This window comes from Dactylosporangium cerinum (assembly GCF_042653625.1).
Classification (GTDB): Bacteria; Actinomycetota; Actinomycetes; order Mycobacteriales; family Micromonosporaceae; genus Dactylosporangium; species Dactylosporangium cerinum.
Window position 1 is genome coordinate 357,614 of record NZ_JBHSIU010000041.1, and the last position, 22,197, is coordinate 379,810.

At 75.1% G+C, this 22,197-nt stretch carries 15 protein-coding genes; 9 read left to right on the top strand and 6 right to left on the bottom strand.

The genetic code is table 11. The annotated features are described in order from the left end of the window. The first annotated feature begins 157 nt into the window (after positions 1-157). Genes ACFPIJ_RS30655 through ACFPIJ_RS30690 form a run of 8 tightly spaced genes read left to right on the top strand, consistent with a single transcriptional unit; the run spans position 158 to position 18,249 of the window. Positions 158-8,029, top strand: coding sequence for an amino acid adenylation domain-containing protein (locus tag ACFPIJ_RS30655; RefSeq protein WP_380120017.1), 7,872 nt, complete (start codon positions 158-160; stop codon positions 8,027-8,029). Beyond that, positions 8,026-13,473 carry a non-ribosomal peptide synthetase/MFS transporter gene (locus tag ACFPIJ_RS30660; protein ID WP_380120019.1) on the top strand — a complete coding sequence of 1,816 codons (5,448 nt, stop codon included), beginning with the start codon at positions 8,026-8,028 and terminating at the stop codon, positions 13,471-13,473. Before ACFPIJ_RS30655 ends, ACFPIJ_RS30660 begins: the two co-directional genes overlap by 4 nt. Then, positions 13,466-13,642 (top strand): MbtH family protein, encoded by a 177-nt coding sequence (locus ACFPIJ_RS30665; protein ID WP_380120021.1) that lies wholly within the window; start codon positions 13,466-13,468, stop codon positions 13,640-13,642. Before ACFPIJ_RS30660 ends, ACFPIJ_RS30665 begins: the two co-directional genes overlap by 8 nt. 17 nt (positions 13,643-13,659) lie before the next feature. Further along, entirely contained in the window at positions 13,660-13,995 is a 336-nt protein-coding gene (locus ACFPIJ_RS30670; RefSeq protein WP_380120023.1) for a phosphopantetheine-binding protein, read from the top strand. Continuing rightward, entirely contained in the window at positions 13,996-15,219 is a 1,224-nt protein-coding gene (locus tag ACFPIJ_RS30675; protein ID WP_380120025.1) for a glycosyltransferase family 4 protein, read from the top strand. Further along, a complete protein-coding gene (locus ACFPIJ_RS30680) occupies positions 15,216-16,097 on the top strand; it encodes a thiamine pyrophosphate-dependent dehydrogenase E1 component subunit alpha (RefSeq protein WP_380120027.1) in 882 nt (293 codons plus the stop codon). The genes ACFPIJ_RS30675 and ACFPIJ_RS30680 overlap by 4 nt, the downstream gene beginning before the upstream one ends. Continuing rightward, positions 16,094-17,089, top strand: a complete 996-nt coding sequence (locus ACFPIJ_RS30685; RefSeq protein WP_380120029.1) for an alpha-ketoacid dehydrogenase subunit beta — start codon at positions 16,094-16,096, stop codon at positions 17,087-17,089. The genes ACFPIJ_RS30680 and ACFPIJ_RS30685 overlap by 4 nt, the downstream gene beginning before the upstream one ends. Then, positions 17,086-18,249, top strand: coding sequence for a 2-oxo acid dehydrogenase subunit E2 (locus tag ACFPIJ_RS30690; RefSeq protein WP_380120031.1), 1,164 nt, complete (start codon positions 17,086-17,088; stop codon positions 18,247-18,249). Before ACFPIJ_RS30685 ends, ACFPIJ_RS30690 begins: the two co-directional genes overlap by 4 nt. Here ACFPIJ_RS30690 and ACFPIJ_RS30695 read toward each other — a convergent pair. Then, on the bottom strand, positions 18,221-19,039 hold the full coding sequence (locus ACFPIJ_RS30695; protein ID WP_380120033.1) for a DUF4261 domain-containing protein: 819 nt from the start codon (positions 19,037-19,039) through the stop codon (positions 18,221-18,223). The genes ACFPIJ_RS30690 and ACFPIJ_RS30695 overlap by 29 nt on opposite strands. Before the next feature lie 75 nt (positions 19,040-19,114). Here ACFPIJ_RS30695 and ACFPIJ_RS30700 point away from each other — a divergent pair, with 75 nt between their 5' ends. Next, entirely contained in the window at positions 19,115-19,621 is a 507-nt protein-coding gene (locus ACFPIJ_RS30700) for a GNAT family N-acetyltransferase (protein WP_380120035.1), read from the top strand. On the opposite strand, the gene ACFPIJ_RS30705 is transcribed toward ACFPIJ_RS30700, so the two are convergent. From ACFPIJ_RS30705 to ACFPIJ_RS30725, 5 genes are read right to left on the bottom strand one after another with little or no spacing between them, the layout of a single operon-like run. Next, positions 19,602-20,537, bottom strand: a complete 936-nt coding sequence (locus ACFPIJ_RS30705; RefSeq protein WP_380120037.1) for a hypothetical protein — start codon at positions 20,535-20,537, stop codon at positions 19,602-19,604. The two genes, ACFPIJ_RS30700 and ACFPIJ_RS30705, sit on opposite strands and share 20 nt — an antisense overlap. Beyond that, complete coding sequence (locus tag ACFPIJ_RS30710) at positions 20,504-20,653, bottom strand: hypothetical protein (protein ID WP_380120039.1); 150 nt, start codon at positions 20,651-20,653, stop codon at positions 20,504-20,506. The genes ACFPIJ_RS30705 and ACFPIJ_RS30710 overlap by 34 nt, the downstream gene beginning before the upstream one ends. A 54-nt stretch (positions 20,654-20,707) precedes the next feature. Beyond that, positions 20,708-21,289 (bottom strand): TetR/AcrR family transcriptional regulator, encoded by a 582-nt coding sequence (locus tag ACFPIJ_RS30715; protein WP_380120041.1) that lies wholly within the window; start codon positions 21,287-21,289, stop codon positions 20,708-20,710. Positions 21,290-21,299: 10 nt separating this feature from the next. Continuing rightward, entirely contained in the window at positions 21,300-21,644 is a 345-nt protein-coding gene (locus tag ACFPIJ_RS30720; RefSeq protein WP_380120043.1) for a hypothetical protein, read from the bottom strand. Then, on the bottom strand, positions 21,641-22,186 hold the full coding sequence (locus ACFPIJ_RS30725; protein ID WP_380120045.1) for a carboxymuconolactone decarboxylase family protein: 546 nt from the start codon (positions 22,184-22,186) through the stop codon (positions 21,641-21,643). The genes ACFPIJ_RS30720 and ACFPIJ_RS30725 overlap by 4 nt, the downstream gene beginning before the upstream one ends. Positions 22,187-22,197 lie beyond the last annotated feature (11 nt).

Here is a 22,197-nt window from a genome sequence, read left to right on the forward strand (position 1 = left end):
ACGTGGGTGTTTCCGAATCTCTTGACGCTAGGCTATTCATCTCAGTAGCGTGCTCGCGGACTGGAAGCGCTCCCATGGCCGTCTGCGCACCTCAGCGACGTGCCGAAGCGGCGCTGTACGCTGAACGCAGATCAATGTTTCGGGGGAAACGTCTGCCATGGTCTCGCCGGTTCTCGACCCACGTCGCCGCGCCGCGCTCACGAAGTTGCTGGCCTCCAAAAACCGGGAGGTCACACCGATCACCGCACAGCCGCGCGACGGCCGGACGTTCCCGTGCACTCCCGCCCAGCGCCGGATCTGGCTCGCCGACCAGTTCGACCCGGCCCGCGCCGCCGTCCCCAACGCGACGTTCGGCCTGCGCCTCGACGGCCCGCTGCACATCGACCCCCTCGCGGCCGCGTTCGCCGCGGTGGTCCGCCGCCACGAGGCCATGCGGACCGTGTACGTCGTCGAGGACGGCCGGCCGCGGCAGCTCGTCCTGGACACCGGCCCGGCCCCGGTCGACCTGATCGACCTCACGGCCACCGGCGACCCCGACGAGCAGGCCGCCGAGCACGCCGCGGCGGCCGCCGCCGAACGCTTCGACCTGAGCCGCGGCCCGCTGTTCCGGGCCACCGTGCTGCGCCTGGCCGAGGACCGGCACGTGCTGCTGTTCGCCGGGCACCACATCGCCTTCGACGAGCAGTCCGTCGCGATCGTCGAGCGCGACCTCGCCGCCGCGTACGCCGGTCGCCTGACCCCCGGCCCGGCGCTGCAGTACGCGGACTACGCGACCTGGCTCGCGGACACTCCCGCCGCCACGGACCGGCTCGGGCACTGGCGGGAAAGGTTCACGCCGCCACCGGCCGACCTGGAGCTGCCGTTTGCGATAAAGCCCGCCGACCCGGACGGCACCACCCACAGCGTGCGCACCACCCTGCCGGCCGAGACCCTGGACCAGTTGCGGCCCGACCCGTCCGCCACCCCGTTCGTCGTGCTGATGGCGCTGCTCGACGTGGTGCTCATGCGATACACCGGCCGCCAGGACCTGTGCGTCGGCACCGTGTCCTCCGGCCGGGCGCGGGTGGAGCTGGAGCCGGTCGTCGGATGCTTCCTCAACCCGGTCGCGGTCCGGACCGACCTGCGCGGCGCGACGACCTTCGGCGAGGTGGTCCGGCGGGCCCGGCACGCCGTCGTCGAGGCGTTCACCCGGGAGGTGCCGTTCGAGGAGGTCGTCGCGGCGGTCAACCCGGCCCGGCGGCCCGGCGTGCACCCGCTGTTCCAGGTTGCCCTGCACCTGCACCGGCACCGCGCCGACACCGGCGACTGGCCGGGACTCACCGCGCAGACGTGGCACCACGAGGTCGGCGCGCCCGGGCTGGACCTGACCGTCGAGGCGACCCCGCTGCCCGGCGGCGGTGCCGAGCTGACGTTCCGGCACCCGGTCGGCGTGCTGGAGCCCGGCGCCGCCGAGCGCCTCGCCGCCGACTTCCGCGCCGTCGCCGCGGCCCTCGCCGCCGACCTCGACCGTCCACTGTCGAGCATCGGGCCGTCCGGCGAGGACATCGCGCTCGCCCGCCGCTGGAACGACACCGCGGCACCCACCGGCGGGACCGTCCCGGACCTGGTGACCCGGCGGGTCACGGCGGCACCCGGCGGCCCGGCGGTCGTCGCCGGCGCGGTGACGCTCACCGCCGCGGACCTGTCCGCCCGCGCCGACGCGATCGCCGCGGCGCTCCAGGACGCCGGTTGCGCAAAGGGCACGCTCGTCGCCGTCCGCGTGGACCGCTCGGCGGATCTGCCCGCGGCGGTGCTGGGCGTCTGGCGGGCCGGTGGGGCCTACGTGCCGATCGACCCCGACTACCCGCCGGCCCGGCAGGCGCTCGTCCTCGCCGACTGCGCCGCGCCGATCGTGCTGACGCAACGGGCGCTGCTGGCGGACCTGCCACCGCACGACGCGACCGTGGTCGTCCTCGACGACGTCACCGGCACCCCTCCCGATCCCCGACCGGCCACGGTCACCGCCGGCGACGTCGCCTATGTGCTCTACACCTCCGGCTCGACCGGCCGGCCCAAGGGCGTCGCGGTCGAGCACGGCGCCCTCGCCAACTTCGTCCTCGACATGCGGGACCGCCTCGAGGCCGGACCCGAGGACCGGTGGCTCGCCGTCACGTCCCTGGCCTTTGACATCGCCGGCCTGGAGCTGTTCCTGCCGCTCGTCACCGGCGGCCGGGTCGTCGTGGCCGGCGAGGCGCTGCTGCGCGACGGCGCCGGGCTCACCGCCCTCGCCCGCGACGCCGGCGTGACCCATGTCCAGACCACACCGTCCCGGTGGCGGCTGCTGCTGGCCGCCGGGTTCGACGGGCCCGGCGTGACCGCGCTCGTCGGCGGCGAGGCGCTGCCGGCACCACTCGCCCGGCAGCTGCGGGCCGTCGTGGGCCGGCTCGTCAACGTGTACGGGCCGACGGAGACGACCATCTGGTCGACCGCCTGGGAGGTGCCCGCCGACCCGCGCGAGGTGCTCATCGGCGGGCCGATCGCGAACACGCAGGTGCACCTGTGCGACGACCTCGGCCGGCCGGTGCCGGTCGGCGCCGCCGGCGAGCTGTGCATCGGCGGCGACGGCGTGGCCCGCGGCTACCTCGACCGGCCCGGGCTCACCGCCGACCGGTTCCGGCCCGACCCGTGGGGCCCGCCGGGGGCCAGGCTGTACCGCACCGGCGACCTCGCCCGGTGGCGCCCGGACGGGCAGCTCGAATTCCTCGGCCGCGGCGACGACCAGGTGAAGCTCAACGGCCACCGGCTCGAGCTCGGCGAGGTCGAGGCGCGGCTGGCGGAACTGCCCGGCGTGACCCAGGCAGCGGCCGCGGTGCACGGCGACCCGGCCGCGGAGCGCTGGCTCGCCGGCTACCTGGTGACCCGCGACGGCACCGCCCCGCAGGACTGGCGGCAACGGCTCGCGGCGGTGCTCCCGGCGGCCGTGACACCGCGGCACGTCATCGTCGTCGACCACCTGCCGCTGACCCCGAACGGCAAGCTCGACCGGGCCGCGCTGCCCGCCCCCGACCCGGTGGCGGCGGGCGCGGGCGCCGCACCGCGGTCGGCCACCGAACGCCTTGTCGCCGACGTCTGGTCGGAGGTGCTCGGCCGCGACGGGATCGGCGTCGACGACGACTTCTTCACCCTCGGCGGGCACTCGCTGCCGGCGATGACCGTCGCGGCGCGGCTGTCGGAGGTGTCCGGCCTGGAGGTGTCGGTGCGTTCGGTGCTCGCGCACCCGACGGTCGCCGAACTGGCCGCCGCGATCAACGGTCTCACCGGGGGCGGCGCCCGCACCACCGGCCCGATCGTCCGGCGCCGGGGCGCCGAGGCGCCGCTGTCGATCGGGCAGCAGCGGCTGTGGTTCCTGCACCAGCTCGACCCGACCGACGCTGCCTACAACATGAACCTGACGTACCGGCTGCGCGGCCCCGTCGACGTGGACCGCTTGCGCACGGCGCTGGGCACCCTCGTCGACCGGCACGAGACGCTGCGGACCCGGTTCCTGGAACGCGGCGACGACCTGGTCCAGGTCATCGCTCCCCCGGGCGGCGCCCACCTCCACGTGGCCGACGGCGACGCCCGGCAGGCGGTCGCGGCGTGGACGAACGCGCCCTTCGACCTGACCGCCGGAGCGCTGCTGCGCGCCGGACTGGTGCGCATCGCCGAAAACGATTACGTGCTGTGCCTGGTGATGCACCACATCGCCGGGGACGGCCGGTCCCTGGGCATCCTCGTCGAGGAGCTGCACGCCGCCTACAAGGGGACCGTGCTGCCGCCGCTGCCGGTGCAGTACGCGGACTTCGCCGTATGGCAGCGGGCCAGGCCCGACGACGACGCCGCGCTCGCGTACTGGACCGGGCAGCTCGACGGCGTCAGCACCCTGGAGCTCGCCACCGACCGGCCCCGGCCGCCGGTCCAGACCTCGCGCGGCGCGTTCGTGCGGCACCGCCTCGACGCCGCGCTCGCCGACGCCGTGGACCGTGTCGCCCGCGCCGAGCGCTGCACCCCGTTCATGCTGTTGCTCGCCGCGTATCAGGCCGTCCTGGCCCGGCACACCGGTCAGGACGAGGTCAGCGTCGGCTCGTCGATCTCCGACCGGGCCCGGCCCGAACTGCGCGACCTCGTGGGGTTGTTCGTCAACACGCTGGTGCTGCGCACCGACGTGTCCGGCGACCCGACGTTCCGCGAGCTGCTCGCCCGCGCCCGCGACACCGCCCTGGCCGCCTACGCCCACCCGGACATCCCGTTCGAACGCCTCACCGCGGCCCTGGACCTGCCCCGGGACCCGAGCCGCACCGCGCTGTTCCAGACCATGCTGATCCTGCACACCGAGGACGGCGCCGGCCTCGACGTGCTGCCCGGCGTCACCGCGGAGCTGTTCGACGACGGGTTCGCGCAGACGAAGTTCGACCTGATGCTGGACGCCTGGCGGGAGCCGGACGGGCTGCAGCTGTCGCTGAACTACCGCACCGACCTGTTCGACGCGGCCACGGCCGGCCGCCTGATCACCCGCTTCGGGCTGCTGCTCGAGGCCGTCGCCGCCGACCCGGACCGCCGGCTGTCCGACCTGGACCTGTCGACCCCGCAGGAGCGGGCCGAGCTGCTGGACCTGGGCCGCGGGCCGGTCCGCGCGGAACCCGACGACGACGTGGCCGGGCTGGTCGCGACCTGGGCGCAACGGACCCCGGAGGCCGTCGCCGTCGTCTGCGGCGCGGACCGGCTGACCTACGCCGACCTCGACCGCCGCGCGACCCGCCGCGCCGCCGCGCTGCGCGGCCTCGGCGTCGGACCCGACCGGACCGTCGCCGTCGCCCTCGACCGGGGCGTCGAACTCGTCGTGACCCTGCTCGCGGTGCTGCGGGCCGGCGGTGCCTACGTGCCGATCGACCCGCGCTACCCGCAGGCCCGCCGGGAGCTGCTGCTGCGCGACTGCGGCGCGACCGTCCTCGTCACCCCGGACACCCTGCCCGACGGGGCCGGCACCCCGGCGACGGACGCCGCCGGATCCGGCCACCTCGCCTACGTCATCTACACCTCCGGCTCGACCGGCACACCCAAGGGAGTCGGGGTGACTCGGGCCGCCTTCGCCGCACGGGTCGCCTGGATGCGGCAGCGCTACGAACTGGGCGTCGACGACCAGGTCGTGCAGTTCGCGTCGATCAGCTTCGACACGCACGTCGAGGAGGTGTGGCCGGCGCTGACCGCGGGCGCGCGGCTGGTGCTGCCGCAACCCGGCGAGGACCTGCCCGAGCTCCTGGCCCGTGAGCCCGGCATCACCGTGCTGGACCTGCCGACGCCGTACTGGCACGAGCTCACCGGCATCGTCGGGCAGGTGCGCTGGCCGGCGGCGCTGCGGCTGCTGATCCTCGGCGCCGACCAGGTCCGCGCCGACGCCCTGGCCGCCTGGTTCGGGCACGTCGGCGACCGGGTCACCGTCCTCAACACCTACGGCCCGACCGAGGCGACCGTCATCGCGACCACCGCCGAGCTGCGCGCCGACGACGGCGGGCGGCGGCCGCCGATCGGCACCCCGATCTCCGACACCCGCCTGTACGTCGTCGACCGTGACCTGCGCCTGGTCCCCGCCGGCGTGCCCGGTGAGCTGTGCATCGCCGGGGCCGGGCTGGCCCGCGGCTACCTGGGCCGCCCGGCGCTGACCGCGGACCGGTTCCGCCCAGACCCGTTCGGGCCGCCCGGCGGCCGGCTGTACCGCACCGGCGACCTCGTCCGGTGGCGCACCGACGGGCAGCTCGAGTTCCTCGGCCGGCTCGACGACCAGGTGAAGATCCGCGGCTTCCGGATCGAACCGGGCGAGGTCGAGGCCGCCCTGACGGCGCTGCCCGGGGTGCGGCAGGCGGTGGTCGTCGCCCGCCCCGACGCCGCCGGGCACCTGATCCTCGCCGGTTACGCCGCCGGCGACGGGCTGCGCGCCGACGACCTGCGCCGGGCCCTCGCCGAGCGGCTGCCCCCGTTCCTCGTGCCGACGCACCTGATCCCGCTCGAACGCATCCCGCTGACGGTCAACGGCAAGGTCGACCGGGCCGCGCTGCCGGCACCGGACGCCGCCGGCGGCGGCTACGTCGCGCCCCGCACCCCGACCGAGGACCTCGTCGCCCAGGTGTGGGCCGGGGTCCTGGGACTGGACCGGGTCGGCGCCGACGACGACTTCTTCGCCCTCGGCGGGCACTCGCTGCTCGCGGTCGGCGTCGTCGCCCGGCTGTGCGCGGCCACCGGGCGGGACGTGCCGGTCCGGGCGCTGTTCCTGCAGCCGACGGTGGCCGGGCTGGCCGCCGCCGTCGACCGGTTGCGCAGCGGCGAGGACGAGCCCGTGACCCGCCGCGCCGCCGGGCCGGCGCCGCTGTCGTTCGGCCAGCAGCGGCTGTGGTTCCTGCACCAGCTGGACCCGGCCGACGCCTCCTACAACATCAGCGTCGCGTACCGGCTGCGCGGACCGGTGTCCGAACCGGCGCTGCGCGGGGCGGTGCGAGCAGTCGTCGAACGGCACGGGTCGCTGCGGACCCGCTACACGGCCGGCGAGGACGAGCCGATGCAGGAGCTCCTGCCGCCCGGCGGCATCGAACTGACCATTGTGGACGCCTGCACCGACGCGGCGCGGGTCGTCATGGAATGGACCAACACGCCGTTCGACCTGGCGGAGGGACGGTTGCTGCGGGCCGGGCTCATCCGGCTCGGCCCCGACGAGCACGTGCTGTCCCTGGTCGTGCACCACATCGCCGGCGACGGGCGGTCGATGGGCATCCTCGTGGAGGACCTGCGGGCCGCGTACGAGCAGCAGACCCTGCCGGAGCTGCCGGTGCAGTACGCCGACTTCGCCGCCTGGCAGCGCACCCGCGTCCTCGACGGGGACTCGCTCGGCTACTGGCGCGGCCAGCTCACCGGGGTGCCGGTGCTCGACCTGCCGACCGACCGGCCGCGACCGGAGCTGTCCGGGTTCGCCGGCGACTTCCTCGCCCACGACCTGCCGGAGCCGGTCGTGGACGCGGTGCGGCGGCTCGCGGCCGACGCCAGGTCCACGCCGTTCATGCTGCTGCTCAGCGCCTACCAGGTGCTCCTCGCGCGGCTCACCGGCCAGGACGACGTCTGCGTCGGCACCCCCGTGGAGCACCGCCCCCGCGTCGAGGTCGCCGGCGTCGCCGGCTACTTCGTCAACACCCTCGCCCTGCGCGGCGACCTGTCCGGCGACCCCACGTTCCGGCAGCTCCTCGCGCGGACCCGGGACACCGCGCTGGCCGGCTACGCGCACCAGGACGTCCCGTTCGACCGGCTCCTCGCGGCGCTCGACGTGCCGCGGCTGCTGAACCGGACCCCGCTGTTCCAGACCATGTTCACCATGCACACCGAGGACGCCGCCGGCACCGACGTGCTGCCCGGGGTGACCGCCGAGTTCTTCGACCCGGGGGTGCGGCAGGCGAAGTTCGAGCTGAGCCTCGACGTGTGGCGCACCGGCGGCGGGCTGCGGCTCGTGTACGGCTACCGCACCGACCTGTTCGACCGCGCCACCGTCGACGGGCTGGCCGGCCGGTTCGCGGCACTGCTCGGCGCGGTCCTCGCCGCACCCGACGCGCCACTGTCCACCGTGGACGCGTCCGGCGACGGCGCCGACCGGGCCCGGCTGCTCGCCGCGCCGGCCCGCACCGACCGGCCCGCCGTCGCCGACGCACCCATGGCACCGCGCGGATACGTGCCGCCCCGCACCGCCGCCGAGGAGCTCGTCGCCGGCGTCTGGTGCGAGGTCCTCGGCCTGGATCGGGTCGGCGCCCACGACGACTTCTTCGCCGTCGGCGGGCACTCGCTGCTCGCCATGAAGGTCGCCGGTCGGCTGCGCGCCGCGACAGGGACCGAGGTCCCGCTGCGGACCATGTTCAGCCACCCGGACCTCGGCGGGCTCGCCGAGGCCGTGGAGGCGCTGATGATCGCCGACCTGGCCGCGCTGACCGACGAGGACGCCGAGGCGCTGCTCGTGCTGGACGAGGAGCCGACGCCGTGACCACTGCCCGCGAGGGACTGTCCGCCGCCAAACTGGCCCTGCTGGAACGCCGGCTGCGCCAGCAGGCCCCCACCGGGCCGGTCGTCCCGGCGCTTCCCGACGACCGGCCGGCGCCGCTGTCGTTCGCGCAGGAACGGCTGTGGTTCCTGGAGCAGTTCGCGCCCGGCACCGGCGCCGCGAGCATCCCCGTCGTGCTGCGCCTGCACGGTGAGCTCGACCCGGCCGCCCTGTCGGCCGCGTTCACCGGGGTCGTCGCCCGGCACGAGCCGCTGCGCAGCAGGTTCACCGACCCCGGCGACGGCCGGCCGGTGCTGCACGTCGACCCACCCGCGGCGGTCGACATCGCGGTCCTGAACCCCGGCGGCGAGGATGCGCAACGCGAGGCCCGGCGTCTCGTGGCGGCGCACGTCGCCGAGCCGTTCGACCTCGCCGCCGGGGCGCTCATCCGGCCGGTGCTGATCCGCCTCGCCGCCGACGACCACCTGCTCGTCGTCGCCGTCCACCACATCGTCACCGACGGCTGGTCGATGGACGTGCTGGCCGACGAGCTCGCCGCCCTGTACTCCGGGACGCCGCTGCCGGACCCGCCGGTGCGCTACCGCGACTACGCCGCCTGGCAGCGCGACCGGATGGCCGGACCGGCGAAGGACGCGGACCTGAGGTACTGGCGGGACGCCCTCGCCGGGGTGGAGGCCCTGGAGCTGCCGACCGACCACCCGCGGCCGGCCCGGCAGACGTTCAACGGCGCCGAACACACCGTCGCGCTCGGCGGCGGGCTGCGCGACGACCTGAAGGCGCTGAGCCTCGCGCACGGGGCGACGTTGTCGATGACGCTGCTCGCCGCGTTCCACGCCGTCCTCGGCCGGGCCGGCGGCCAGACCGGCTTCGCCGTCGGCTCCCCCGTCGCCGGGCGGGCCCACCCGGAGCTGGAGCGCCTGGTCGGCATGTTCGTCAACACGCTGACGCTGCGGGCGCGGCTGGACGGCGACCCGACGTTCACCGAGCTGCTCGCCCGCACCCGGGAGACCTGCCTGTCCGCGTACACGCACCAGGAGCTGCCGTTCGAGCAGCTGGTGCAGGACCTGGACGTGCCGCGGGACGTGCGCCGCCCGCCGCTGTTCCAGGCGCTGTTCGCGATGCAGAACTACGCCGAGACCACCGGCCGCGCGTTCGCCGGGCTGACCGTCGGGCACTGGCCGGCGCCGGTCACCGCGACCCGGTTCGAGGTGGAGCTGTACGTCAGGGAGACCCCGGACGAGCTGTGGGCGACGTTCGTCTACAACACCGACCTGTTCACCGAAGGCACCGCCCAGCGGCTGGCCCGGCACCTGTCGGCCTTCCTGCAGGCCGTGGCCGCCGACCCGGACCTGCGACTGTCCGACGTGGACCTGCTGGCGCCCGGCGAGCGCGAGGACCTGGTGCGCCCGCCGCAGCGGATCGACCTGCCGGACGGCGCGACCCTGCCGGCGCTGATCGCCCGCACCGCCGCGGAGCGGCCCAGTGCCGTCGCCGTCACCTTCGACGGGCGGGACCTCACCTACGCCGACCTCGACGCGCGGTCCGCGGCCCTGGCCGGGCACCTGCGCCGGCTCGGCGTCACCCGGGGCGACCTCGTCGCCGTGTGCGCGGAACGGTCCCACGACCTGGTCGTCGCGCTCCTGGCCGTCATGCGGGCCGGCGCCGCCTACGTGCCGCTGGACCCGGAGTACCCGCCGGAACGCCTCGCCTTCATGCTCGCCGACGCCGCCGCGCCGGTGGTGCTGACCCAGGCCCGGCTCGCCGGGTCGCTGCCACCGAGCGACGCGACGGTGGTCGTGCTCGACGATCCCCTGCCGCCCTGCGACCCGCCACCGGACGACCTCACGCCCGACGACGTCGCCTACGTCATCTACACCTCCGGATCGACGGGACGGCCGAAGGGCGTGCCGAACACCCACCGGGGCATCGTCAACCGGCTCGACTGGATGCAACGCGCGTACCGGCTCCAGGACGACGACGTGGTCCTGCAGAAGACCCCGGCGAGCTTCGACGTGTCGGTGTGGGAGTTCTTCTGGCCGCTGCTGACCGGCGCCCGGCTCGTCCTCGCCGCGCCCGGCGGGCACCGCGACGCCGAATACCTGCGCGATCTGATCCGCGCCGAGCACGTCACCACGCTGCATTTCGTGCCGTCGATGCTGGCCGTGTTCCTCGGTGCCGACGGCGTGTCCGGGTGCACGTCGCTGCGGCGGATCGTGTGCAGCGGCGAGGAGCTGCCGGTCGACCTGGCCCGCCGCTGCCTCGCCACGCTCCCGGCCGCCCTGCACAACCTCTACGGGCCGACCGAGGCCGCGATCGACGTGTCCGCCTGGCACTGCGACGGTGACGCCCTCGCCGGGCTGGCGCGGGTGCCGATCGGCGCGCCGATCCAGAACATCGCCCTGTACGTGCTCGACGCGAAGCTGCGTCCCGTCCCCACCGGCGTGCCGGGCCAGCTGTTCATCGCCGGGACCGGCCTGGCGACGGGCTACCTGCGGCGGCCGGCGCTGACCGCCGAACGGTTCCGGCCCGACCCGTTCGGACCGTCCGGCACCCGGATGTACGCGACCGGGGACCTGGCGCTGCGCCGGCCCGACGGCACGATCGACTTCCTCGGCCGCATCGACACCCAGGTGAAGCTGCGCGGGCTGCGGATCGAGCTCGGCGAGATCGAGGTCGCCCTGCGCGACCAGCCGGGGGTCCGCGACGCCGCGGTCATCGTGCGCGAGGACAGCCCCGGCGACAAGCGGCTCGTGGCGTACCTCGCCGCCGGCGCGGACCTCGACGACGCGCCGGTGCGGGCGGCGCTGCGCACCCGGCTGCCCGACTACATGGTCCCGTCCGGGATCGTCGTGCTGCCGGAGCTGCCGCTGACCCCGAACGGCAAACTCGACCGGCGGGCGCTGCCGGCGCCGGTGATCCGCCGCGACGCCGCGACCGAACTGGTCGAGCCGCGCACCCCGACCGAACGGCTCATCGCCGACGTGTGGCGGGACCTGCTCACCGTCGAGACGCTCGGCATCGACGACGACTTCTTCGACCTGGGCGGGCACTCGCTGATCGCCACCCAGGTCGTCGCCCGGCTGCGCACCGCGACCGCCGGCGGCGTGTCGGTCCTCGACGTGTTCCAGCACCGCACCGTGCGGGCCCTCGCGGCGCTGCTGGACACCCCGGCCGGCGCGCGCGGCCCGCGGCGGCTGCTCAACGAGCTGACCCGCCCGGTGCCGGCGGCGCAGCGCGTCGCGTCGCTGGTCTGCGTGCCGTACGGCGGTGGCAGCGCCGTGGTCTACCAGCCCCTGGCGGACGCGCTGCCGGCCGGCTGGTCGCTGCACGCGGTCGCGATCCCCGGGCAGGACATCGGGCTCAAGGAGGACGCACTGCCGTTCGACGAGCTGGCGGCCCGCTGCACCGCCGAGGTCCTCGAACGGGTCGAGGGTCCCCTGATCGTCTACGGGCACTGCGGTGTCGGCTCATCGCTCGCGGTCGAGCTGGCCCGGCGGCTCGAGGCGGCCGGGCGCACCGTCGACGCCGTCTACATCGGTGCCGTGTTCCCGTTCGCCCGCCCCACCGGCCGCGTCACCGGCCTGCTGTCGCGGATCGCCGGGCGGGAGGCGCTGCTCGGCAACCGCGTCTACGAGAACTGGCTGCGCTCGATGGGCGTCGACATGGCCGAGTTCGACCGGGCCGAGGCCGACACCATCATCCGCAACATGCGCGAGCACACCAGGCTCGCCGAGGAGTACTTCACCGGCCTGTTCGCCGACGTCGCCGCCGGGCGGATCACGCCGCTGCGGGCGCCGATCGTGTCCGTCATCGGCAGCCAGGACACGCAGACCGAGTTCTACGCCGAACGCTACCGGGAGTGGCACTTCCTGACCGGCACCACCGCGCTCGTCGTGCTCGACGAGGCCGGGCACTTCTTCCTCAAGTACCGCGCGACCGAACTGGCCGGCGTGGTGACGGCGGTCCACGACACCGGGGAGCCGCTGCGGGACCCCGACGGCGGATGGGCCGTCGCCGGGCGCTCCACGTCGCGGACCGCTTCCGTCGCCACCGGTCCCGAGCCGAGCCTGGGCCGGTTCCTCGCCGTCGCCGCCGGGCAGCTGGTGTCGATCGTCGGCTCCGCCCTCACCGAGTTCGCGATTCCACTGTGGATCTACCTGCAGACCGGTTCCCTGGTCCGGTTCGCGGTGTTCGCGGTCCTCGGCCTGGTCCCCGGGATGCTGGTCGCGCCGATCGCGGGTGCCGTCGTCGACCGGTACGACCGCCGCACCGTCATGCTCGTCGGTGACGTCGCCGCCGGCGCCAGCCAGGCGGTCCTGCTCGCGCTCGCCCTCACCGGCAGCCTGCGCGTCGGGCACATCTACGTGCTGCTGGTGACCCTGTCGGTCGCGTTGACGTTCCAGCGGCTCGCGTTCGCCTCCGCGGTGCCACAGCTCGTGCCGAAGCGGTACCTCGGCCACGCCAACGGCATCGTCCAGCTGAGCTTCGGCGCCGGCCAGTTCCTCGTGCCCCTCGCCGCGGCCGGGCTGATGGCGACCGTCGGGCTGCGCGGGGTGCTGCTGCTGGACGTCGCCAGCTACGTGTGCGCGATCGCCGTCGTGGTGGTCGTCCGGTTCCCGCGGACCCTCGCGTGGGCCCGCCGCGAGACGTTCTGGCAGGAGGTCGTCGGCGGCTGGCGCTACTCCCTCGGCGAGGGCGGCCTGCGGCCGGTGCTCATCTTCTTCGCCGTGCTCAACCTGTTCATGACGCCGCTGTTCCTGCTGCTGTCGCCGCTGGTGCTGTCCTTCGCCGACCTCGACGCGGTGGCCCGGGTCAGCATGGCCGGCGGCCTCGGCGCGATCCTCGGCGGCCTGCTGATGAGCTTCTGGGGCGGTCCGCGCCGGCAGCGGGTCCGCGGCATGCTGCTGGTCGTGCTGCTGCTGGCGGTGTTCAGCGCGCTGCCCGGGCTGCGGACCAGCGAGCTGCTCGTCGCGGTGGGCGCGCTGGGCATGTCGTTCGGCCTGACCCTCACCAACGGCATCTACACCACGATTGTCCAGGTGAAGGTGCCGCAACGGTTCCACGGCCGGGTGTTCGCGGTGAACACCGTCATCGCGTTCTCCACCATCCCCATCGGCTACGCGGTCGTCGGCCCGCTCGGCAGCCACCTGCTGGAGCCGCTGATGGCTCCCGGCGGGGCCCTGGCGGGCACGCTCGGCGCCGTCATCGGCACCGGCCCCGGCCGCGGGACGGCGCTGCTGTTCCTCGTCCTGGCGGCGGTGATGGCGGTGCAGGTCTTCGTGTCGCTGCGGCTGCCGAGCCTGGCCGGGTTCGACGACCGTGTCCCCGACGCCGTCCCCGACGACCTCATCGGCGCCCAGGTGCGCGCCGCGAAGGCCCGCGGCCTCGCCGCGAACGCGAACGTCAAGGAGTCCGACGATGAGTGAGCAGCTGTATCAGGTGGTCCGCAACGACGAGGACCAGTACTCGATCTGGCCGGCCGGGGAGGACCCGCCCGCCGGCTGGCACCCCGACGGCGCCGCCGGCAACCGGCAGGAGTGCCTCGACCACATCGACGCCGCGTGGACCGACATGCGTCCCCGCAGCGCGCGCTGAACGGCAGGAGACCGACCATGACAGCGCCCACCCCCGACACCACCGAGGCCACGGTCCTGCGCATCTGGACGGATCTCGGGCTGCCCGCCACGTCGGTCGACGACGACTTCTTCGTCCTCGGCGGCCAGTCACTGACCCTGGTCGCGTTCCTGGCCCGGATCCAGGAGACGATGGGCGTCGAGGTGCCCGTCGACACGTTGTTCGAGACGGACCTGACCGTCGCGGCGGCGGCCCGGGCGATCACCCAGGCGCAGCTCGACGGGCTCGCACCCGACGACCTGGCGGCGGTCATGGCCGAGCTGGACGGCATGTCCGACGACGAGATCGCGGCGCTGCTGGCCCAGGCCGAGTAGATGGCCGGCCTGACGGTTCTGCTGGCGCAGAACATGCGGTATCTGCCCAGCCACGGCGGCGCCAACCGGTCCAACCGGATCCTCCTGGAGGAACTCGCCGCCCGCGGGCACCGCTGCGTCGCGGTGACGCCGCTGCACGCCACCGAACACCGGCTCACCGTCGAGGACCTCCTCGCCGAGCTCGCCGGGCGCGGCGTCACCGACGCCCGGCAGACCGGCGACGCCGTCGTCTACACGCACCGCGGGGTGACCGTCCACGCCGTCACCGCGCCGGCCCGGCTCGCCGCGCACGTCCTCGCCGTCGCCGCCGCCGAGGCACCCGACCGGACCCTGGTCCCGTCCGACGACCCGGGCCTGCTGATGCTCGGCACCGCGCTGCGCGCCACCCCCGACCGGGTCGTGTACCTGGTGCACACGTTGCAGCAGCTGCCGTTCGGCCCGCGCGCGTTCTACCCGCAGGCGTCGGGGCAGCGGCTCCTGCGCCGGGTCGCCGGCGTGGTCGCCGTCAGTCGTGCCGCCCGCGACTACGTCCGGGTCCACGGCGGCCTCGACGCGACGCTCATCCACCCACCGGTCTACGGCGCCGGGCCGTGGCCGGCGAGCACCGGCGACGCGGTCACGATGGTGAACCCGTGCGGATACAAAGGACTGCCGATCCTGCTCGGGCTCGCCGACGCCTGCCCGGACGTGCCGTTCCTGGCCGTGCCCACGTGGGGCACCACCGCCGCCGACCGGGCCGCCCTCGCCCGCCGGCCGAACATCACGATCGTGCCGCCCGCCGACGACCTCGCCGCCGTGTACGCCCGCAGCCGGGTGCTGCTCATGCCGTCGCTGTGGGACGAGACGTTCGGCTACACCGCGGTCGAGGCGATGCTGCACGGCGTGCCCGTCCTCGCCGCCGACGTCGGCGGGCTCGGCGAGGCGAAGCTCGGCGTGCCGTACCTGCTGCCGGTCACGCCGATCAGCCGCTACCTGCCGCAGCGTCCGGACGCGCCGTACCCGGAGCCGGAGCTGCCGCCGCAGGACCTCGTCCCGTGGCTGGCCGCGCTGCGGCGCCTGCTCACCGACGACCGGCACCACGCGTCGATCGCCGCGGCCGGACGGGAGGCGGCGGGAGCGTTCGCCGGCGGCCTGGAGCCGGGCGCGTTCTCGCGGTATCTCGAGGCCGTCGACCCGGCGCGGCAGCGCGCCCTGGCCCTGCTCCTGGCCCGGCGGTCCGCGTGAACGACGACGACCTGCGGCTGCTGCTGCTCATCCGGCACTTCGAGACCGCGCTGCTCGACCTGTTCGGGCAGGGGCTGCTGTCCGGCACCACCCACACCTGCCTCGGCCAGGAGCCGGTCCCGGTCGCGCTGCGCCCGCTGCTGCACGCCGACGACTTCGTGTTCAGCAACCACCGCGGCCACGGGCACTACCTCGCCCGGTTCGGCGACCCGGCCGGCCTGCTCGCCGAGATCATGGGCCGGGAGGGCGCGGTCTGCGGCGGGGTCGGCGGCAGCCAGCACCTCAAGCGGGGCAGGTACCTGTCCACCGGCGTGCAGGGCGAGAGCCTCCCCGTCGCCGCGGGCACCGCCCTGCACCTCGCCCAACACGAGCCCGGCCGCCTCGCCTGCGTCCACATCGGCGACGGCACGTGGGGTGAGGGCGCGGTGTACGAGGCTCTGAACATGGCGGCGCTGTGGCGGCTGCCGCTGCTCGTCGCCGTGGAGCACAACGGCATCGCCCAGTCCACCCCGACCGCGGCGCAGCTGGCCGGCACGATCGCCGCGCGCGCCGACGCGTTCGGCGCCGCGTACCTGTACGTGCCCGCCGACGACGTGACGGACATGCGGGACCTGCTGGACAAGCCCCTCACCCGGGTCCGCGACGGCGGCGGCCCCCTCGTCGTGGAGTTCGCGACCCGGCGCCTCGGCCCGCACAGCAAGGGCGACGACCCACGCTCCGCCGTGGAGGTCGACCGGCTGCGGGCGGCCGACTGGCACACCCGCTACGCGGCAACGCTCGGGCCGCGCTTCACGGACCTCGACGCCGAGCAGCGCGACCGGATCGCCGCAGTGGTGCGCGACGTGACCGGGCGGCCACCCGTGCAGGAGCGGCGATGACGACGCACCGGCGGGTCGGCGACGCCCTGAACGCCGCCCTCGGCACGCTCCTGGCCGAGGACCCGGCGTTGTACCTGCTCGGCGAGGACATCGCCGACCCCTACGGCGGCGCCTTCGGCATCACCCGGGGGCTGTCCACCCGCTTCCCGCGGCAGGTCATCACCACCCCGATCAGCGAGGCCGGCATCGTCGGCGTCGCCAACGGGCTCGCCCTCGCCGGCGACAAGGCGATCGTCGAGATGATGTTCGCCGACTTCGTCGCGCTCGCCTTCGACCAGATCGTCAACTTCGCCGCCAAGTCCACCACGATGTACGGCCACCCCGTGCCGATGCCGGTCGTGGTGCGCTGCCCGACCGGCGGCAACCGCGGCTACGGCCCGACCCACAGCCAGAGCCCGCAGAAGCACTTCATCGGCGTGCCCGGTCTCGACGTGTACGAGCTGAGCCCGTATCACGACCCGGTCGCGCTGCTGCGGGAGCTGCTCGGCAGCGGCCGGCCGTCGCTGCTCTTCGAGGACAAGACCCTCTACGCCGCGCCGCTGCGCCCCGACGACCTGTTCCGCGTCACGCACCTCGGCGGCACGGCGGAGGTCCGCGTCGACGACGACATCCCCGCCGACGACTACCTGATCGTCGCCCCCGGCGGGCTGACCGGGCGCGCCACCGCCGCGATGCGCTCATTGCTGCTGCGGCACGAGCTGAGCGGCCGCCTGCTCGTCCCGGCCCGGCTCCACCCGCTCGACCTCGACCCGCTGCTGCGGGCCGCAACGTCGACGAGCCGGGTGGTCGTGGTCGAGGACGGACCGCCCGGCGCGGCCTGGGGCACCGAGGTCGCCTACCGGCTGCAGCAGGCGCTGTGGGGCACGTCGTCCGGGCCCGTGCGGCTCTGCCAGGCCGCCGACGGCGTCATCCCGACCGCCGCCCATCTGGAACGCGAGGTGCTCGTGCAGGCGGAGACCATCGTGCAGGCCGTGCTGGAGGCACACCGATGACCGAGATCCTGGTGCCGAAACTCAACGCCAATGACACCTCGTACACCCTGGTCGAATGGCTCGTCCCGGCGGGCACGGTGGTCGGCGCGGGCGACCCGGTCGCGACGGTGGAGACGTCGAAGGCGGCGGAGGACCTGCCGAGCCCGGGTGACGGCGTGCTGCACCACCTCGTCGCCGTCGGGGCGGAGTGTGCCGTGGGCGCGGCGATCGGGCGGTTGTTCGGGTCGGCGGCGGACCGGGACCGGTTCCTGGCCCCGGATCCCGGCGCCGGCGGCGGGCCGGTCATCACGGAGCCGGCGTTGCGGGTGATGGCGGAGCGGGGCATCTCCGTCGCCGCGGTGCATGCGCTCGGGCGCAAGGTCGTCCGGGTCGCCGACCTCGCCGCGCTGGATCCGGCCGGCACCGCCCCGGATCGTTCGGAGCCGCACGCCACCGGCCCGGATCGTTCGGTGCCGGACGTCGCCGGCCCGGAGCCGGACATTTCGGGTGGCGGGCGGCGGGTCGAGCTCACCGCGGCGCAGCGGGCCGTCGGCGTCGTGGTCGCCGAGTCGCACCGCACCGTGCCGGCCGCGTTCGTCGCCGTGAAGGTCCCGCTCGACACGGCGGCCGAGCACGCCAGGGCGCTGACCCGCGAGCACCGCCGCCTCGTCGGCGTGCCCGAGCTGCTCATCGCCGCAATCGGCAGTCTCCTGGCCACGCACCCGTTGTGCTTCGCCCGCCTGGTCGCCCCCGGCGTCGTGCACGTGCCCGGCACCGCCGACGTCGGCGTCACCATCGACGTCGGCAAGGGCCTGCACGTGCCGGTCCTGCGCGCCGTGGAGGCCACCCCGGTCCACGACCTCGCCGCCCGGCTGATGGCCCACCGGATGACCGCGCTGCGCGGCACATTCCGGGCCGGCGACCTCACCGGCGCGAACATCCTCCTCGCCCTGCACACCGACGACGACGTCACCCACGCCGTCCCCGTGGTCCTGCCCGGCACGTCGTGCGCCGTGTCCCTCGCGGGCCGCCAGACGGAGCTGTTCCCCGGCCCGGACGGCGCGGTGGCCCAGCGGACCGTGGTGCAGCTCGGCCTCGCCTACGACCACCGCGTCCTCAACGGCCGCGACGCCCTCGCGTTCCTCCGCGACCTCAGCGCCGCCCTCCAGCACCCGGCGTGATCGACAGCACCGGCCGTTCGGGGCCGACCGAGGCCGTTGCGGCCGTGACCCGCCACCGCCCGTCCCGCGGCAGCCCCTGCACGACGCTGCCGCTGCGGATCGTCCGGCCGCCGACCAGGTCCTCGGCCAGCGCGGTCAGGTAGGCGGCCATGTGCTCCTCGGGCAGCCCGCTGAAGACGCACTCCAGGTCGGGCAGACCGAGCGGGCCCAGCCCCAGGGTGTCCATCAGCAGCAGGCCGGGGCTGCCGGCGACGTTGAACAGCCGCACGTTGACCAGCCCGGCCAGGGGACGCACGGCCAGCGCCCCGGGCGGGGTGGCGACGCCGCTCGCCGGCCACCAGATCCCGGCCGGGGCCGGCACCTCGGCCAGACCACGCACGGCCGACGTGAACGCCCGGATCCGGTTGGCGGGGGCGAACGACGTACCGAAGATCTCGGTGACCGTCACGGTGTGCCGGACCGCCGCCATCGTCGCCGCGGCGTCCGGCCATTCCCAGGTCTGGGTGAGATCCCGGCGGCCGCGGGCGTCACCGGGCTGCGGCAGCGGCCGTCCGACCGCCACGAGCAGGCGGATGTCCACGCCGTCGCTGGTGAGCGTGGTGAGCTCCGGGAAGGCGACCATCAGCCCCCCGCCGCGGCCCGTGCCGTCGACGAGCTCGGCCGACGGCCAGTGCCGCCGGATCCCGGACAGCACGTCTGCCGGGCGCGGCCGCACCGCGTCGACGTAGCAGAGCTCAGCCGCCAGTCCAGCGTTCATCGGGCCCTTCGACTCCTCAGACCACTCGCGCATCATGCCACGATGGCGCACCTGTGCCGATCCGCAATCCGGTGGCGGATCCCGACCGGGTCAGCCGATGATTGCCCGGTGACAGCGCATCCCGGCACCGGTCTCGTCGTCGCCGTCGTGAAACCGGCGGAGCCGCCGGCCCGCCAGGCGCTGCGCGACTACTACCACGACATCGGCGGGCGGTACTACGACCGGCCGATGACCGAGGCGGAGATCGACGACATCCTCACCGAGGAACCCGACGAGGACCTGCAGCCGCCGACCGGCTGGTTCTGGGTCGCGACCAGCGAGGACCGCGTCGCCGGCTGCATCGGCCTGCGCTACGTCACCGAGGACGGCGTCCGCGTCGGCGAGCTGACCCGGGTCTTCGTGTCGGACACCGTCCGCCGGCAGGGCCTCGGCGCGAGGCTGCTCGGCGTCGTCGAGCGGCAGGCCCGCGCCGACGGCGTCCCCTCCCTGCGCCTCGACGTCCGCACCGACCTGGTCGAGGCCCGCGCCCTCTACGCCCGGCACGGCTTCCACGAGGTCCCGCGGTTCAACGACAGCCCGTACGCCGGCCACTGGTTCAGGAAGGCGCTGCGCTGATCCGCTCGAGGTTGCGCCGCGCCGCCGCCGTCCCGGGGTGATGCTCGCCGTGCCGCGTGACGCACGCCTCGATCACCGCGGTGAGCTCGATCGTGGCGTTGGCCACGTCGCCCTGCAGCAGCATCACCCGCGCGATCCCGTCGCGGGCGGCCAGATGCTCCGGGTCGAGCGGGTCGCTCAGCTCGGCCGCCCGCTCGTAGGCGCGGTAGGCCGCCATCAGGTCCCGCTGCTCCCGCAGCACCATCGCGTAATCGTTCAAGCCGGCCGGCGAATCGAAGGCCGCGGCGGCCAGGGCCCGCGCGCCGGCGAGGTCACCGGCGGCGAGCCGGGCGATCGCCGGGCCGTCCGGAGCCGACTGCCGCCGGGCGATGCGCGTGTCCGGGTGCGCCGGGCCGAAGAGCCGCTCGTAGAGCTCCGCCGCCTGGGCGTGCTCCCCGGTGATCCGCGCGACGCCGTTGCGCGCCGCCACGGACTCCGGGTGCGCGTCGTCGAGCAGCCGCCCGCACCGCGCAAGGGTGTCGCGGTAGCGGTCGCCGGCCGCCTCCCGCTCGCCGTGCGTCAGCAGCGCCGCCGCGAGGCCGTTCGCCGCGGCCAGGGTCGGCACCGCGTCCGCGCCGTTCTCGTCCTTCTGCAGCTGGTACGCCGTCAGCCACACCGCCACCGCCCGGCCCGGGGCGCCCTCAGCGAGGTGCACCGCGGCGAGCCCCTGCAGCAGCTCGGCCGTGTAGTCCTCACCGCCGGTGGCGCCCAGCGCCTCCTCGAACCGTTCGGCGGCGCCGGTCAGGTCGCCGCGTTCGGCCCGGTCCAGCGCGTCGGAGTGCAGCTCGTGCACGGTGTCCGTCGCCTGCCGCTCCACCCGGGTGGCCCGGACCTCGCGCCACTTCAGCCAGCCGACACCGGCGAGGAGCACGGCCACGACCGCGAGGACCCACGACCCGAGCCATCGACGAGACCGGCGACGATGCAGGCCAGCGGGCACGCGGCGGCGACGACCACGACCGCCGTCACGACGCCCTCGCGCGTCCTGCCCATCGTCACATCATCGCCGCGCCCGGCGTGCCGGGCGCGCGGTGAGTCGCGCATCCGTTAGTCGGCGTTGGTCTCCGTGTGCAGCAGGGCGGCGGCGGTGGACCGGGCGACAGCGGCCGCGGCCGGCGTGCGTTCCCGGAGCGCGGTGACGATGGCGCCGTCCATCAGCATCACGAACTGCGCCGCGAGCGTCGCGTGCCGGGCGTATCCGGCGGTGGCGAGCAGCCCGTCGACGTAGGTGGTGACGGCCCGCTTGTGCGCGTCGGCGACCTGGTGCGCCACGCTGTGCGGGTCGGCGGTCTCGACGATCGTGTTGATGAACGCGCAGCCGCGGAAGTCGGCGCGGGCGAACCGCTCCGCGAGGGCGTCGAAGACGGCGAGGGGGCGGTCGTCGCGGCCGTGCGGCACCGGGCCGGCGATCCGGTCGACGGTCTCCCGCAGCCAGTCCCGCCAGTCCTGGTCGCGGCGGCGCAGGACCGCCACGACCAGGTCGTCCTTGCCCGGGAAGTGCCGGTACATCGAGGCCCGGCCCACGCCGGACTCGGCCACGATCCGGTCGACGCCGACCGAGCGGATCCCTTCGGCGTAGAAGAGCCGCTCGGCGGTGTCGAGCAGCCGGTCACGGGCACGGGTCGGCACGACGCGAACCTTACCGCGCGACGGTTTCGCCGGCGCCGCGGTCGCGCGCGCCCCCGCCCGCGCGCCCGCCGTCGGCCGGCCGGGCCTCCTCCGCCGGTTGGCCGGCGGCCGGTTGGGCGGCGGCCGGTTGGGCGGCGGCCGGTTGGGCGGCGGCTTTCCGAGCGGCGGCGGAGTCGCCGGCGGCTTTCCGGGCGGCGGCGAGGGTCAGTGCGGCGGCGTTCCAGACCACGTATCCGGCGACCGCGAACGGCACCAGCAGCGGCCGGCCGGCGGCGACGGCACCGGCCGCCACGACGGCGAGGAGCACCGCGCGGACCACCGCACCGTTGCGGGCGAGGCTCCCCAGGACGCTCATCGGGCCACCTCGAGCGCCACCGGCGGGAAGTCCAGCTCCGGCTGGGCCAGGTGGTTGAAGGAGTTCGACAGCACGTTGAGCGCGACGTGCGCGACGACCTCGGCCAGCTCCGCGTCGGTCACGCCGGCCGCGCGGGCGGCGGCGAGCTGCTCGTCGCCGACCCGGCCGCCCTCGTGCAGCACGGTGTGCGCGACCGCCAGGATCGCCGCGACGTGCGGGTCGGCGTCGGCGCCGAGCCGGGTTTCGGTCACCTGCTGGTCGGTCAGGCCGAGTTTCGCCGACCGCATCACGTGCGCGGCGACGCAGTAGGCGCAGCCGTTCTCCTGCGCGACCAGCAGCGCGAGCTGCTCGCGGACCCTGGCGCGCAGCACGCCACGGGTCAGGGCGTCGCGCAGCGCCAGGTAGCCGGCGAGGGCCTGCGGGCCGTTCGCCAGGGCCGCGTACAGGTTCGGCACCCGGCCGAGCTGGCGCCGGGTCTCCTCGAGCAACTCCCCCTGCCGCGGGTCGGCGGTCTCCAGGGTCACGAGCGGAAGACGGTTCACCACGATCCTCC